We start from the raw sequence: 14,556 nt of genomic DNA on the forward strand, positions 1-14,556 counted from the left end.
GTCCGGAACGACATGCCCCGTACAATTCCGGACATGGTTTCCGTAGCGCTGGCCGTCACCGAGGGCATGCTGCACTTCGAACTGTCCGTGGCGTACGAGATCTTCGCGTCCGTCCCGGACGGCGTCCCCGGCCCCTGGTACGACGTCTCGGTCTGCGGACCGGACGCGGTGCGGGTCGGCCGGTTCCGGATGGAACCCGACCACGGGCTGGACCGACTCCCCCACGCGGACACGGTGATCGTCCCCGGCTGGGCCCACGTCGACGAGGAACCGCCCGCCGCCCTGGTCGACGCGGTGCGCGCGGCCCACGAGGCGGGCGCACGGGTGGCCTCGCTGTGCACGGGCGCGTTCGTGCTGGCCGCCGCCGGCCTGCTGGACGGCAGACGGGCGACCACGCACTGGGCCCACACCGATGTCCTGGCCGCCCGCCACCCGGAGGTGGAGGTCGACCCGGACGTGCTGTACGTGGACAACGGCAGCGTGCTCACGTCCGCGGGCAAGGCCGCCGCGCTGGACCTCTGTCTGCATCTGGTGCGCCTGGACCACGGTTCGGCGGTCGCCAACACCGCGGCCCGGCGACTGGTCGTACCGCCGCACCGGGCGGGAGGGCAGGCCCAGTTCGTCACGGCCCCGGTGCCCGCGCGCGACGACCATCCGCTCGGCGCGCTGCTCCCCTGGGTTCTCGAACGCCTCGACCAGCCGCTGACCGTGGAGGACCTGGCGCGCAGGGCGAACATGAGCGCCCGCCACCTGGGCCGCCACTTCCGCGCGGCGACCGGCACCACCCCGTTGCAGTGGCTGCTGACCCAACGCATCCGGCGCGCCCAGGAGTTGCTGGAGGCCACCGACGACGGGGTGGACGCCGTCGCGGAGGCCACCGGCATGGGTACGGCGACGACCCTGCGGCGGCACTTCAACCGCACGGTCGGAGTGCCGCCGGACACATACCGCCGCACGTTCCGCGCCCGCTCGGCGGCGACGGCGGGCTGATCCGGACGGAGCCGGGACCGCACACGCCAGGCCGCCCGCTCGCACTCAGGAAGTGTGGCGCAGGATCTCGTCGGCGAGGCGGGTGTCCAGGGCCGGGGGCAGGGTGTGGCCCATGCCCTCGACCATGACCAGGCGGGCGCCCGGGATCGCGGCGGCGGTGGCCTCGGCGTGCGGGGGCGGGAACATCGGGTCCTCCGTGCCGTGCAGCACGAGCGTCGGCGCGGTGACGGAGGCGAGGTCCGCCGTGGAGTCGCCGCCTGCGGCCCCGGCGAGCGTGTGGTTCAACCCGACGAGCAGATCGCGGGCCCGCTCGTACACCCGCCGCTCCATCGCCCGGTACTCCTCCTCGGGGAACGGCAGCACCGGGCCGTGCAGCACCCGCCACAGCGGCAGGCGGAGGGCGAGGTACTCCTCGGGACCGGTGTCCGGGCCGGGGAAGGCGGAGGCGAGCGCGGCCAGCAACTCCGGCTCGGGCGGCGGCAGTTCATCAGGGGAAGGGGGCGTGCCCTCCATGGCCCGCAGGACCACGGCCGCCGTGTCCGTACCGAGGGGCTGGGACGACAGGCTCGTCAGGGTCAGGACCCGCTCCGGAGCCGTGACGGCGATCCGCTGCGCGATGATCCCACCCAGCGAGGCGCCCACGAGATGCGCGCGGTCCACCCCGAACGCGTCCAGGACGGCGAGCGCGTCGGACGCCAGGTCGGCGACCGTGTACGGCCGGGCCGCGTAGTCGACGGTGGAGGAGCGGCCGGTGTCGCGGTGGTCGTACCGGACGACCCGGCGGCCCCCGTCGACGAGGCGCCGCACCAGACCGTCGTTCCACTGCACGCCCTGCGCCTGGGCCCCCATGACCAGCAGCACCGTGGGGTCGCCGGGGCTGCCGAACTCCTCGGCCCACAGCTCGACGCCGTCGGTGGACACGATCCGCTCCCGGCCGACCAGGGAAGCGCACGCACCCCCGGCCGGACTCCCCGACGCGTCCGCCGCCACATTGTCAGCCACGTTCTCAGCCACCTTCTCGATCCCCGTCCCCGTCATGTTCGAAGAAGCATTTTCCTGCATGGTCATTCAAGATAATGACTCGGCGCAGGCCACGCACCCGTTTTTCGAGTTGGACGCCCCCGCCCTCCGCCCGGCACCCTGATCCCCATGGCCGGAGTCAAGGGGCAGGTGCAGAAGCGGGGCGTGGCACGTCGGCGCGCGATGGTCGACGCGGCGATCAAGCTGTTCGCGCAGCAGGGCGTGCGCGGCACGGGTGTGGCCGCCATCGCCGAGCGGGCCGGCGCCACCCCCTCCGCCCTGATCCACCACTTCGGCAGCAAGGACGGTCTCGTCCAGGCCGTCCTGGAAGAGGCGGACCGGCGCGCCCTGGAGCGGCTGGCGGTCCCCCCGGACGCCGAGCCCACCCTCGACCAGGCCTTCGACTGGTTCGTCCGGGACGCCGAGCACACCGCCGCCGCCGAACGCGAACTCGCCGCCCTGCACACCACCCTCACCGCCGAGAACCTGGAGCCGGGCTCCGCCCTGCACACCTGGTTCCGCGACCGGGGCCGGGCGCTGCGGGCCCATCTGACCGCCCTGTTCACGCGGGCGGCGGCGGACGGCACGGCCCGCGCCGACCTGGACCCGGCGGTCCTGGCGGCGGAGGTGGCCGCGTTCATCGAGGGCGCCCACCTGTTGTGGCTGCTGGACCCCGACGAGGTCGATCTGACCGCCGTGCACCGCGGCTACTTCGCGGGACTCGCGGCGCGTCTGCGAACCTGACCGAAAAACGCCCAACCCTCGTACAACCCCGCTTTCACCTACAACCCCCGCCCCCCTGTTCGAGTCGCACTTCCTGAGCAGCAGCTCTCACGATCGATTCGAAAGGCACCGCCCATGTCCCGAACGCCCCGAGCCACCCGACGCAGGATCAGCAGCGCCCTCCTGGCCGTACCCCTGGCCGCCTCTGTGGTGCTGACCGGCTCCGGCTCCGCGTCGGCCGCCCCGACCTCGGTCCCGGCCGCCGACGACTTCAACGGGGACGGCTACGCCGACCTGGTCATCGGCGCGCCGGGCGCGACGGTGTCCGGCAAGACGAAGGCCGGGTACGTGGCCGTGACGTACGGCTCGGCCAAGGGGCTGTCGACGGCGAACAAGAAGATCGTCAGCCGCTCGACCACCGGGATCCCCGGGGCCGCCACCCAGAACCAGTCCTTCGGCGCCTCGTTCGCCAAGGCCGACCTGGACCGCGACGGCTACGGCGACCTCGTGATCGCGGGTGGCAAGGAGGGCTCGGTGATCCTGTGGGGTTCCGCGTCCGGCCTGACCGGCGGCACGGCCATCGCCTACGGGGCCGTGCCCCAGGCCGGTGACTTCGACGGCGACGGCAAGACCGACCTGGCGCTGTTCTCCGCGCAGCGGGTCAGCGGCGACGACCCGTCGGGTGCCCCGGCCGCACTGTGGAAGGGCCCGATCAAGCGCGACGGCAAGCCCACCGCCGTCCTGCCGCTCCTCGACAAGTCGCTGTGGTGGGGCTATTCCGAGGAGGACGCCTCCTGTGCGACGGGCGGCGGCTGCGAGGACGGCCCCTCCTCCATCACCGGCCCCGTGGTCTCCGGCGAGGTCGGCGACTTCAACGGCGACGGCCGCGACGACCTCGTCCAGTGGGTCTACACCGGCGACGGCACCTGGGGGAACCGCCTGCTCATGGGCGGCGGCGCCACCGGCTTCACCCGCGGTCAGGCGCCCGGCGAAACCGCGGGCGGCGACGCGGGGACGGGCGTCGGCGACGTGAACGGCGACGGTTACGACGACCTGGTGGTCGGCGCCGACGACTGGTCCCGGAAGGGCCGTATCGCCTACGGCTCCGCCGCCGGCCTGACCGACGCGAACACCCACACCTTCGACCAGGACCTGCCGGGCTTCCCCGGCGCCGAGGAGGAGGGCGACCGCGTCGGCTCCGCCGTCTCCGTCGCCGACGTCACGGGCGACGGCTTCGCGGACGTCGCGCTCGGCATCGAGGGCGAGGACGTCGGCACCCTCGCCGACGCCGGTTCGGTCGCCCTGCTCCACGGCAGCGCCGCCGGGCTCACCGGCACCGGCGCCCAGGTCTTCCACCAGAACACGGCGGGCGTTCCCGGCGCGGCCGAGGCGAACGACCAGTTCGGCGCCACGACCGCCCTGCTCGACGTCGACGGCGACGGCCACCGCGACCTGGCGGCCGCCTCCATCGCGGAGAACGCCTCCAACGGCGCCGTCTGGCTCCTGCGCGGCACCGCGTCCGGCCTCACCACGAAGTCCGCCCTGGCCTTCGGCCCGAAGGACCTCTCGGCCCCGTACACGAACGCCCTGTTCGGCAGCTTCCTGCGCTGACCGGCCGACATCACACGGACGGGCCGCCCGGAGCGAGAACTCCGGGCGGCCCGTCCCGTCGTGTGAACCACCCACCCGCACCCGCCGGCCGACCGAGCCGGTGGGCTTCCCGCCACGCCCCCTACGCCGGTACGTGCGTGGGCGCGAACATCCGCAGCACCGCCGGGAGCACCACCACCGACGGGCCGGGTGCGGCGAGGGCCTTGGCCAGGTCCTCCGCGAGGGTCTCGGGGGTCGTGCGCACCCCCGGTACGCCGAACGACTCCGCCAGCGCCACGTAGTCCGGCCGGCTCAGTTCCGTGCCGGTCGCCTCGCCGAACGCGTCCGTCATGTACTCGCGGAGGATGCCGTACCCGCCGTCGTCGACGATCAGCCATGTGACGTTCAGGTCGTACTGCCGGGCCGTGGCCAGCTCGGCGATGGAGTACAGCGCGCCGCCGTCGCCGGAAACCGCGAGGACGGGGGACGTGGGGTCGGCGACGGCCGCGCCGAGGGCCGCCGGGAAGGCGTAGCCGAGACCGCCGGAACCCTGCGCGGAGTGCATCGTGTTGGCGCCCCGCGGATCGAACGCCGACCACGCCCAGTACGCGAGGATCGTCATGTCCCAGAAGGAGGGCGCACGGGACGGCAGGGCCCGCCGGATGGACGCCAGCAGGTCCTGTTCCAGGGTGAGTTCCTGGCCGTCGATGCGTGCGCGGACCTTCGCCAGGACCTCCCGTACCCGCTCGGGCGCGGACGTGTCCTCGCGGGGCTCCTCGATCGTCTCGAGCAGCGCTTGCAACGCGAGCCGCGCGTCCGCGTGGATGCCCAGCGCGGGATGGTTGGACTCCAGCTTGCCGAGGTCCGCCTCGATCTGGACGACCCGGCCGCGCGGCTTGAACGTGTGGTAGTTCGAGGAGAGTTCACCGAGGCCCGAGCCGACGACCAGCAGGACGTCCGCGTCCTCCAGGAAGTCCGTGGTGTGCCGGTCCTCCAGCCACGACTGGAGCGACAACGGGTGGGTCCACGGGAAGGCGCCCTTGCCGCCGAACGTGGTCACGACCGGCGCCGACAGCCGCTCCGCCAGCTGCCGCAGTTTGCCCGCCGCGTCCGCCCGTACGACTCCCCCGCCCGCGATGATCGCCGGGCGGGCGGCGGTCGCCAGCAGATGGGCCGCAACGGCCGTCAGCTCGGGGCGCGGCGGAAGCTCCTCGGGGAAGGCGTCGCCGCCCGTCACCACCGGGATCAACGTCTCCGCGAGCAGCACGTCCTGCGGGATCTCCACCCACACCGGACCGTGCGGGGCGGTCAGCGCCGACTCCCAGGCGTCGGCGATCGCCGACGGGATCTGCGACTGCGTACGGACGGTGTGGACGGACTTGACGACACCCCGGAACGAGGCCGACTGGTCGGGAAGTTCGTGCAGATAGCCGTGGCGGCCGCCGCCCAGGCCGGCCGTCGGGATCTGGCTGCTGATGGCGAGGACGGGGGCGGACGCCGCGGCGGCCTCCTGGAGCGCGGCCAGCGAGGTCAGCGCGCCGGGGCCGGTGGACAGCAGCAGCGGGGCGGCCTCACCGGTGATCCGGCCGTACGCGTCCGCCGCGAACCCGGCGTTGTTCTCCACGCGCAGGCCGACGTACCGCAGGTCGGAGCGGCGCAGGGCGTCGAACATGCCGAGGGCGTGCTGGCCGGGCAGCCCGAACACCGTGGTCGCGCCGAGCCCGGCCAGTGTCTCCACGACCAGGTCCCCGCCGGTGCGGCCGGGCGGGGGGTTCAGCGCGGCCTCCCGCTGGGCGGCCGTGGGGCGGAGTACCAGGTCGTGGTCGTGGGTCACTGCGCTGCCTTCTCCTCGTGGTCCCTGTCGCGGATCACTCGGCCGCGTTCGCCCGGCGGGCCTCGGCGATCTGGCGGGACATGATCGTGGTGAGTTCGTACGCCGTGTGCGAGGCGGCCACCGCGGTGATCTCGGCGTGATCGTACGCGGGCGCCACCTCGACGACGTCCGCGGAGACCAGGTTGCAGGAGGCCAGGCCGCGCAGGATCTCCAGGAGTTCCCGCGAGGTCATGCCGCCCGCCTCCGGGGTGCCGGTGCCGGGCGCGTGCGCCGGGTCCAGGCAGTCGATGTCGATGGAGATGTACAGCGGGCGGTCGCCGATGCGCTGGCGCAGCTGGTCGGCGACCTCGTCGGCGCCGCGCCGGTAGATGTCGGCGGACGTGACGATGCCGAAGCCCATCTTCTCGTCGTCGGTGAGGTCCTGCTTGCCGTACAGCGGGCCGCGGGTGCCCACGTGGGAGAGGGCCGAGGTGTCGAGGATGCCCTCCTCCACGGCCCGCCGGAACGGGGTGCCGTGGGTGTACTCGGCGCCGAAGTAGGTGTCCCAGGTGTCGAGGTGCGCGTCGAAGTGGAGCAGCGCGACCGGGCCGTGCTTCTTGGCGACGGAGCGGAGCAGTGGCAGCGCGATGGTGTGGTCGCCGCCGAGGGTCATCAGCCGGGCCCCGCTGTCGAGCAGCTCGTCGGCGGCCGCCTCGACGGTTTCCACGGCCTCGTTGATGTTGAACGGGTTGGCGGCGATGTCACCGGCGTCCGCGACCTGGGCGAGGGCGAACGGGGAGGCGTCCTGGGCCGGGTTGTAGGGGCGCAGCAGCCGGGACGCCTCACGGATGGCGTTGCCGCCGAAGCGGGCGCCCGGCCGGTAGGAGACACCCGAGTCGAACGGCACGCCCACGACCGCGACGTCGGCCCGTCCGCCGACCTCGTCCAGGCGCGGCAGCCGGGCGAAGGTCGCGGGCCCGGCGTACCGGGGGACGCGTGAGGAGTCGACGGGGCCGCGGGGCGTGTCGTTGCTGCTCATGAGGTACTGCCTTCTTTCCCGCGCTTCGTCGCGCGCGCATCGTTCAGAGCCTTTTGGGCTTTATGTGCTACTTCTTGTTCGACTCTACTGGGGGGCCGGGACGGGGTCGGACGCGGGTTCGGGTGTCCGGCCTGCCAGCCGTTCGCGCCAGGCGGCGAGAACGGCCGCGTCCGTGGCGGGGGTGGCCAGGGAGACGATCAGATAGGCGGCCAGGGAGGCCAGGAGGCCGTAGTAGACGGGCTCGTTGGCGAGGATGCCGTGGGTGGCCATCAGGACGATCACCGCGACGCCGCCGACCACGACCGAGGCGAGCGCGCCCTGCACGGTGCCGCGCTTCCACAGCAGTCCGCCGAGGATGGGCACGAGGAGGCCGCCGACGAGCAGGTTGTAGGCGACGGTCAGCGCCTCGACGACGTTGTTCAGCGCGATCGCCGTGCAGATGACGGCGATGCCCATGAGGAGGATGAACGCCCGGTTGCCCCTGACCTCGTCGTGGTCGTCGCCCCCGGCCCGGCCGACGGCGCCGCGCAGCCGCGACCAGATGTCGTTGTTGGCGACGGTCGCGCAGGCGATGAGGGCACCGGAGGAGGTGGACATCACGGCCGCGAGGGCGGCGGCAAGCACCAGGCCCCGCACACCGACGGGGAGTTCCTCCTTGACGATGGTCGCGAAGGCGTCGTCGGCGTTGGCGAGGTTCGGGAACAGCACCTTGGCGGCGGTGCCGATGACGGCGCCGGCGAGGGCGTAGGCCAGGCAGTAGGTGCCGGCGACGGTGCCGCCCCACTTGGCGGTGCGGTCGCTGCGGGCGGTGAACACGCGCTGCCAGATGTCCTGCCCGATGAGCATGCCGAAGGTGTAGATGAGGACGTACGTGAAGATCGTCTCGCCGCCGATGCCCAGCGGATCGAAGTACGAGGTGGGCAGCTCGTCCCGCATCGCGCCGAACCCGCCGGCCTTGACGACGGCGATGGGCAGCAGGAGCAGCAGCACGCCGACGGTCTTCACCACGAACTGCACCATGTCGGTCAGGGTGATCGACCACATGCCGCCGAGCGTGGAGTAGGCGACGACGATGGAGCCGCCGAGGACGATCGCGAGGGTGCGGTTCATGTCGAACAGCACATCGAAGATCGTGGCGTAGGCGATGGTGGAGGTGACGGCCAGCATCAGCGTGTACGCCCACATCACGACTCCGGAGATGACGCCCGCGCGGCCGCCGTAGCGGAGGTCGAGCATCTCGGAGACGGTGTAGACCTTCAGCCGGGCGATCCGGGCCGAGAAGAAGACGGAGAGGGCGAGGAGCCCGAGGCCGATGGTGAACACCATCCAGGCGCCGGAGAGTCCGTACTGGTAGCCGAGGCCGACGCCGCCGATGGTGGAGGCGCCGCCGAGGACGATGGCGGCCATGGTCCCGGAGTACATCGCCGGGCCGAGGCGCCGGCCGGCGACGAGGAACTCGCTCTTGGAGCGGGCGCGGCGCATGCCCCACCAGCCCATGGCCAGCATGCCGGCCAGATACACGACGATCACGACATAGTCGACGGCCACGGGGCCTCCTCAGCTCGATGTCGCCGGCGGGTGCGTGCATCGACAGTAGGTGGCCGGAAAGCGACTGCGAAGTGTACGTTTCATCCATCTGAGCCGTGCCTGATGGAGGGAACGCACATCATGTCGGACGCGGCGGTCCCGGCCGTACCGCCCACCCCTCCCGTCCCCCTGTCCGCCCTCCTCGCCCGCGAGGACCTGGGGCTGCGGCAGATCGCGGGCCCGGCGGGCGGCGCCACGGTGATCCACTGGGCGCACACCTCGGAGATGTCCGACCCCTATCCGTATCTGCTCGGCGGTGAGCTGCTGCTGACGGCGGGCGTGCACATCCCTGAGGCCGCCGGGTCCGGCACCTACTTCGACGACTACGTCTCCCGGATCGTCGCGGCGGGCGGCGCCGCCCTCGGCTTCGGCCTCGCCCCGGTCCACGACTCGGTCCCGAGGGCCCTGGTGGCCGCCTGCGACACCTACGAGCTGCCCCTGATCGAGGTCCCGCCCCGCACGACGTTCTCCGGCGTCGCCCGAGCGGTGTGGCAGCTGATGGCCCAGGCGAGGCACACCGAACTCCGCCGCGTCACGGAGGCCCAGCAGAGCCTGGCCGCCGCAGCGTCCCGCCCGGACCCGGTCCGAGCGGTCCTGCGCCAACTCGCCCAGCGCATCGGCGGCCGAGCGGTGCTGTACGGCCCGGAGGGCACGGAACTGGCGGCCTCCGGAGGCGACCCGGGGGAGGCGATCACCCGAGCCCTGGGCACCCTCACAGCGGTGGTGCACCCCCACTCCTCCGGGGGCGCGGGGAACGGCGCGACAAGCCCCGACGCGCCCGCGGCCACGGCCGCCCGCGCACAGCAACCCCCCGAGCCCACCCCGCGCACCCCCGCACCCGCCCCCACGTCCGCCACGGACACGGTCGACGGCACCCACCTCACGGCCTACGCCCTCGGCTCGCCGCCTCGCTTCGCCCTCGCAGTCGCCACCCCCCACCGCGACCCCGGCACCCACACGATCACCTCCGTCGCCGCCGTGCTCCTCTCCCTCCTCACCGGCGAGCAGCAGAGCGGCACCGGCGCGGCCCGCGTCTCCGCCCTGGTGCGGCTGTTGCTCGGCTCGGACCCGCAGGACGTCGCGCCCCTGCTGGGCGGCGCCGACGCGTGGCTGGTCGTGCACGCCCGCCCCACCGACGACGCGTCCTCACCCGACCCCCTGACGGCCGCCGCGCTCGGCGCGGCCCTCGGCTCCGCGCTGGTGGACGCGCACGGCGACGTCGTACGGGTCCTGCTCCCCGCCGGCCGCGAGGTCATCGCCCAGCCGGGCTGGACGTGCGGGGTGAGCGCGCCGGCGGGGCCGGAGGCATGGCCCTCCGCGGACGCGCAGGCCGCCCGCGCGCTGGCCCGGGCGCGGGCCACCCGGACGGCACTGGTGCGGCACGGGTCCCGTACCGCCCTCGCCGATCTCGTGCCGGCGGAGGACGCCACCGCCCACGCCCGCACCCTGCTGGCGCCGCTCGCCGGCTCCCCGGCGCTCGTGGAGACCCTGCGGACCTGGCTTTCGCTGCACGGGAGTTGGGACCGTACGGCCGTCGCGCTGGCCGTGCACCGCAACACGGTCCGCCAACGGGTGAGCCGCTGCGCCGCGTTGCTGGGGGCGGACCTGGACGACCCGGACGTACGGATGGAGTTGTGGTTCGCGCTGCGCCAGGAGTGAACCCGCGGGGCGAACGACCGGCCGACGGAGAGTGACGCGGGTCGCAGCGGGCGGTACGCCCGCGACTCCCGCAGTTGTCTGCCTCACAATGGACGCATGCCGATACCCGGGACCCCCAGCCGCGCCGAGCTCGTCGAACACCTCGTAAGGACGCGTATCGCGGGCGACGTCGCCACGCCGCGCGAGAACAACCTCTCCCACTACCGCGAACTGGCCAACGGCAACCGCCACTACTGGCTCGGGCTGGAGCTCGGCGACCGCTGGAGCGACGAGCAGGACGTCCTGGCCGTGATGGCCGAGCGCGTCGGCGTGAACGACGACCCCGGGTACCGCTACGGCCAGGACACCATCGACCCCGATCTGACGGTCGACGCGCTGGAGCGCATGGCGGCCCGGCTGCGCAAGGCGGCGGAGGGCGGGCAGCGCGTGCTATTCGCCACCGGCCACCCCGGCGGTCTGCTGCACGTGCACCACGAGACGGCGCGGGCGCTGCGCGCGGCGGGCTGCGAGATCGTCGTGATCCCGGACGGGCTCCAGACGGACGAGGGCTACGTGATGCAGTTCGCGGACGTGGCCGTCCTGGAGCACGGCGCCACGCTCTGGCACACCCACTCGCCCGAGCCGATGCGGGCGATCCTGCGCGGTCTGGAGGGCGCCGGCCGGCCGCTGCCCGACCTGGTGGTCGCCGACCACGGCTGGGCGGGCTGCGCGGGCCAGCTCGGCATCGACTCCGTCGGCTACGCGGACTCCAACGACCCGGCCCTCTTCCTGGGCGAGTCCGAGGGCACCCTCCAGGTCGCGGTCCCCCTCGACGACCACGTACTCAGCCCGCGCTACTACGACCCGATGACGGCGTACCTGCTGGAACAGGCGGGCCTGAAGGAGAGCTAGGGCCCTCCGGGCGAAGAGCCGACCGAAACCGCCGAAGGCGCCGGACGGGACGGGCGGGGGGCCGGTCGGGACCGGCCGGGGCCCGAGCGGGACCGGCGAAGGCGCCGGACGGGACGGCTGCCCGCGGGGGTCTTCGCGCCGCTCACCGCCTCCACGTACGACTCCGGAGAGCTGTTGCGCGCCGCGCTCGACTCGGGCGCCCGCACGATCGTGTTCGGGGTGGGTGGCAGCGCCACGACGGACGGCGGCGCGGGCATGCTCGCCGCCCTGGGCGCGCGCTTCCTGGACGCGGCGGGCGAGCCCGTCGGGCCGGGCGACGGCGGACTGCGCGACCTGGTGACGACGGGCGAAGGGCCCGACGAGACCGGCAGGGGGCCGTGCGGGACCGGTGGGGGGACCAAGGGGGACCGGCAGGGGGCCGAGCCCGACCGGTGGGGGACCAAGGGGGACCGGCCGGGGGCCGAGCCCGACCGGCGAAGGCACCGGACGGGACGCGCCAAGGGCCAGACACGACCGGCGGAAGACCGAGCGGCACCGGCGAAGGCACCGGACGGGACGCGCCAAGGGCCAGACACGACCGGCGGAAGACCGAGCGGCACCGGCGAGGGCGCCGGACGGGACGGGCCAAGGGCCGGACACGACCGGCGGGAGACCGAGCGGCACCGGCGAGGGCGCCGGACGGGACGGGCCAAGGGCCAGACACGACCGGCGGGAGACCGAGCGGGACCGGCGGAGAGCCGGTCGGGCGGGGTCGGTGGCAGCCGCGGTCCCCTGGTCCTCGGCCCCGGGGCCTCAGGCCGTCTTCGGTCGGGGGACGCGGACGACGCCCTCCTGGATCACGGAGATCGCGAGCCGGCCGTCGCGGGTGTAGATACGGCCCTGGCCGAGGCCGCGCCCGCCCGACGCGGACGGCGACTCCTGGTCGTACAGCAGCCACTCGTCGGCGCGGAACGGCCGGTGGAACCACATCGCGTGGTCCAGCGACGCCCCGACGACGTCGCCGACGGCCCAGCCGCCGCGCCCGTGCGCGAGCAGGATCGAGTCGAGGAGCGTCATGTCGGAGACGTAGGTCGCGAGCACGACGTGCAGCAGGGGGTCGTCGTCGAGCTTGCCGTTGGCGCGGAACCACACCTGGGAGCGGGGTTCGCGGGGCTCGCCGTAGCGGCCGAAGGGCGGGTCGTCGACATAGCGCAGGTCGACGGCGGCCCGCGCCTCCAGCATCTTCTCGACGACAGCCCCGTCGAGGCCGTACGCCGGGAGCCGCTCCTCGGCGGTGGGCAGCGTCTCCGGGTCCGGCGCGGACGGCATGGGGGCCTGGTGTTCCATGCCCTCCTCCCACCGCTGGAAGGACGCCGACAGCGCGAAGATCGGCTGCCCGTGCTGGACGGCGACGACGCGGCGCGCGGTGAAGGAACGGCCGTCGTTCATGCGGTCGACCGTGTAGACGATGGGCGCGCCCGGGTCGCCGGTGCGCAGGAAGTACGCGTGGAGGGAGTGGGGCAGCCGGTCCTCGGGGACCGTCCGCCCCGCGGCGACGAGCGCCTGTGCCGCGACCTGCCCGCCGAAGACGCGCGGGACGATGGCGGGCCTGGACCGGCCGCGGAAGATGTTCTCCTCGATCTGCTCCAGGTCGAGCAGATCGAGGAGATCCATAAGTGGTGCCTGACTCATGGGGTCAGTTGTACTGGACGGTAATTGCCGGGACCTTACAGACCCATGTCCTTCGCGATGATCGACTTCATGATCTCGCTGGTGCCGCCGTAGATGCGGTTGACGCGGTTGTCCGCGTACAGGCGGGCGATCGGGTACTCGTTCATGAAGCCGTAGCCGCCGTGCAGCTGGAGGCAGCGGTCGATGACGCGGTGTGCGACCTCGGTGGTGAACAGCTTGGCGCTGGCGGCCTCGGCCGGGGTCAGCTCACCGGCGTCGAGGGCCTCCGTGGCGCGGTCGACGACGGCCTCGGCGGCGTCCACCTCGGCCTGGCAGGCGGCCAGCTCGAACTTGGTGTTCTGGAAGGCGGCGACGGGCTGGCCGAAGACGACGCGCTCCTGCACGTACTGCTTGGCGAACCGGATCGCGGCCTTGGCCTGCGCGTAGGCGCCGTAGGCGATGCCCCAGCGCTCGGAGGCGAGGTTGTGGCCGAGGTAGTAGAAGCCCTTGTGCTCCTCGCCGAGGAGGTCCTCGACGGGGACCTTGACGTCGACGAAGGCCAGCTCGGCTGTGTCGGAGGTCTTCAGGCCGAGCTTGTCGAGCTTGCGGCCGACCGAGTAGCCCTCGGCCTTGGTGTCCACGACGAACAGGGAGATGCCGTGGCGGCGGTCCTCCTTGGTCGGGGCGGCCGTGCGGGCGCACACGATCATGCGGTCGGCGTGCACACCGCCGGTGATGAAGGTCTTGGCGCCGTTGAGGACGTAGTGCGTGCCGTCCTCGCTGAGCTTGGCGCTGGTGCGCATGCCCGCGAGGTCGGAGCCGGTGCCCGGCTCGGTCATCGCGATCGCCCACATCTCCTCGCCGGAGACGAACTTGGGCAGGTACCGCTTCTTCTGCTCCTCGTTGGCGAGCATCTTGATGTACGGCAGGCCGAGCAGCACGTGCACGCCGGAGCCGCCGAAGGTGATGCCGGCGCGGGCGGTCTCCTCGTAGAGGACGGCCTCGAACTTGTACGAGTCGATGCCGGCGCCGCCGTACTCCTCGTCCACGCGGATGCCGAAGACGCCCAGCTCGGCGAGCTTGTAGTAGAAGTCGCGCGGCGCCTGGCCCGCGGCCAGCCACTCGTCGTAGACGGGGACGACCTCGGCCTCGATGAAGGCACGCAGGGTCTCCCGGAACGCCTCGTGATCCTCGTTGAACACCGTACGGCGCACGGCCGACCCCTTTCTGCGCCCGAACCGGCGCCACTCTCACCCACATGGCTGCAAGCCGGCGGAACCGGCCCGACGGCCACACTCCGCTTGGCTAAGCGCTTGCTCAGACCCAACCGTACCGGCGAGTACGAACACCCGTCCAGACAACCAAGGGGGTAACGCTCGTCACGCCGGGCGCCTCGCCCGGCAGCGTGGCCGTTCGAGGAACAGCCCTTTCACGCTTACAGCGGCTAACACAATGAGCTGAGTTGTCGGTGGGTGATGAGGCAGCAGGCGAGTTTGAGGAACGCCTCGTGGATGTCAGCTCGCCGTTCCCAGCGCACCCGAAGACGTCGGAAGCCGTGCAGCCAGGCGAACGTGCGCTCCACCACCCAGCGGTA

Annotated in this window: 12 protein-coding genes and 1 pseudogene; 6 read left to right on the plus strand and 7 right to left on the minus strand. The window is 73.0% G+C overall.

What is annotated here, in order from left to right:
- Nucleotides 1–33 precede the first annotated feature (33 nt).
- Nucleotides 34–990: a helix-turn-helix domain-containing protein gene (locus M8J73_RS29675; protein WP_055538795.1), complete on the plus strand. Its 957-nt coding sequence runs from the start codon at nucleotides 34–36 to the stop codon at nucleotides 988–990.
- 45 nt (nucleotides 991–1,035) lie between these two features.
- On the opposite strand, the gene M8J73_RS29680 is transcribed toward M8J73_RS29675, so the two are convergent.
- Complete coding sequence (locus M8J73_RS29680) at nucleotides 1,036–1,992, minus strand: alpha/beta fold hydrolase (protein ID WP_240501275.1); 957 nt, start codon at nucleotides 1,990–1,992, stop codon at nucleotides 1,036–1,038.
- A 147-nt stretch (nucleotides 1,993–2,139) separates the two neighbouring features.
- Here M8J73_RS29680 and M8J73_RS29685 point away from each other — a divergent pair, with 147 nt between their 5' ends.
- Nucleotides 2,140–2,754: a TetR/AcrR family transcriptional regulator gene (locus M8J73_RS29685; RefSeq protein ID WP_055538794.1), complete on the plus strand. Its 615-nt coding sequence runs from the start codon at nucleotides 2,140–2,142 to the stop codon at nucleotides 2,752–2,754.
- 114 nt (nucleotides 2,755–2,868) lie between these two features.
- Entirely contained in the window at nucleotides 2,869–4,344 is a 1,476-nt protein-coding gene (locus M8J73_RS29690; RefSeq protein WP_055538793.1) for an FG-GAP-like repeat-containing protein, read from the plus strand.
- 121 nt (nucleotides 4,345–4,465) lie between these two features.
- On the opposite strand, the gene M8J73_RS29695 is transcribed toward M8J73_RS29690, so the two are convergent.
- The 3 genes from M8J73_RS29695 to M8J73_RS29705 form a co-directional block, all read right to left on the minus strand.
- On the minus strand, nucleotides 4,466–6,157 hold the full coding sequence (locus M8J73_RS29695) for a thiamine pyrophosphate-binding protein (RefSeq protein ID WP_055538792.1): 1,692 nt from the start codon (nucleotides 6,155–6,157) through the stop codon (nucleotides 4,466–4,468).
- Nucleotides 6,158–6,191: 34 nt separating this feature from the next.
- Entirely contained in the window at nucleotides 6,192–7,175 is a 984-nt protein-coding gene (gene speB, locus M8J73_RS29700) for an agmatinase (RefSeq protein WP_055538791.1), read from the minus strand.
- An 84-nt stretch (nucleotides 7,176–7,259) separates the two neighbouring features.
- Entirely contained in the window at nucleotides 7,260–8,723 is a 1,464-nt protein-coding gene (locus tag M8J73_RS29705) for a sodium:solute symporter family protein (RefSeq protein ID WP_055538790.1), read from the minus strand.
- A 102-nt stretch (nucleotides 8,724–8,825) separates the two neighbouring features.
- On the opposite strand from M8J73_RS29705, the gene M8J73_RS29710 reads away from it, so the two are divergent.
- The 3 genes and pseudogenes from M8J73_RS29710 to M8J73_RS29720 form a co-directional block, all read left to right on the plus strand.
- Nucleotides 8,826–10,421 carry a helix-turn-helix domain-containing protein gene (locus M8J73_RS29710; RefSeq protein ID WP_372504038.1) on the plus strand — a complete coding sequence of 532 codons (1,596 nt, stop codon included), beginning with the start codon at nucleotides 8,826–8,828 and terminating at the stop codon, nucleotides 10,419–10,421.
- A 96-nt stretch (nucleotides 10,422–10,517) separates the two neighbouring features.
- Nucleotides 10,518–11,312 carry a phosphatase gene (locus M8J73_RS29715; protein WP_055541626.1) on the plus strand — a complete coding sequence of 265 codons (795 nt, stop codon included), beginning with the start codon at nucleotides 10,518–10,520 and terminating at the stop codon, nucleotides 11,310–11,312.
- 114 nt (nucleotides 11,313–11,426) lie between these two features.
- Nucleotides 11,427–11,654: pseudogene (locus M8J73_RS29720) on the plus strand (glycerate kinase); the annotation flags it as partial.
- A gap of 450 nt (nucleotides 11,655–12,104) precedes the next feature.
- Here M8J73_RS29720 and tesB read toward each other — a convergent pair.
- From tesB to M8J73_RS29735, 3 genes are all read right to left on the minus strand, one after another.
- The gene (gene tesB / locus M8J73_RS29725) at nucleotides 12,105–12,983 is read right to left on the minus strand and encodes an acyl-CoA thioesterase II (RefSeq protein ID WP_055543390.1); all 879 of its coding nucleotides are present in this window, start codon (nucleotides 12,981–12,983) and stop codon (nucleotides 12,105–12,107) included.
- 35 nt (nucleotides 12,984–13,018) lie between these two features.
- Entirely contained in the window at nucleotides 13,019–14,176 is a 1,158-nt protein-coding gene (locus M8J73_RS29730) for an acyl-CoA dehydrogenase family protein (RefSeq protein WP_055543389.1), read from the minus strand.
- Nucleotides 14,177–14,406: 230 nt separating this feature from the next.
- Nucleotides 14,407–14,556, minus strand: a 150-nt coding sequence (locus M8J73_RS29735; protein WP_249829293.1) for a transposase, incomplete at its 5' end; no start/stop codon positions are given.

Origin of the sequence: Streptomyces neyagawaensis (assembly GCF_023516595.1) — a bacterium.
GTDB lineage: Bacteria > Actinomycetota > Actinomycetes > Streptomycetales > Streptomycetaceae > Streptomyces > Streptomyces neyagawaensis.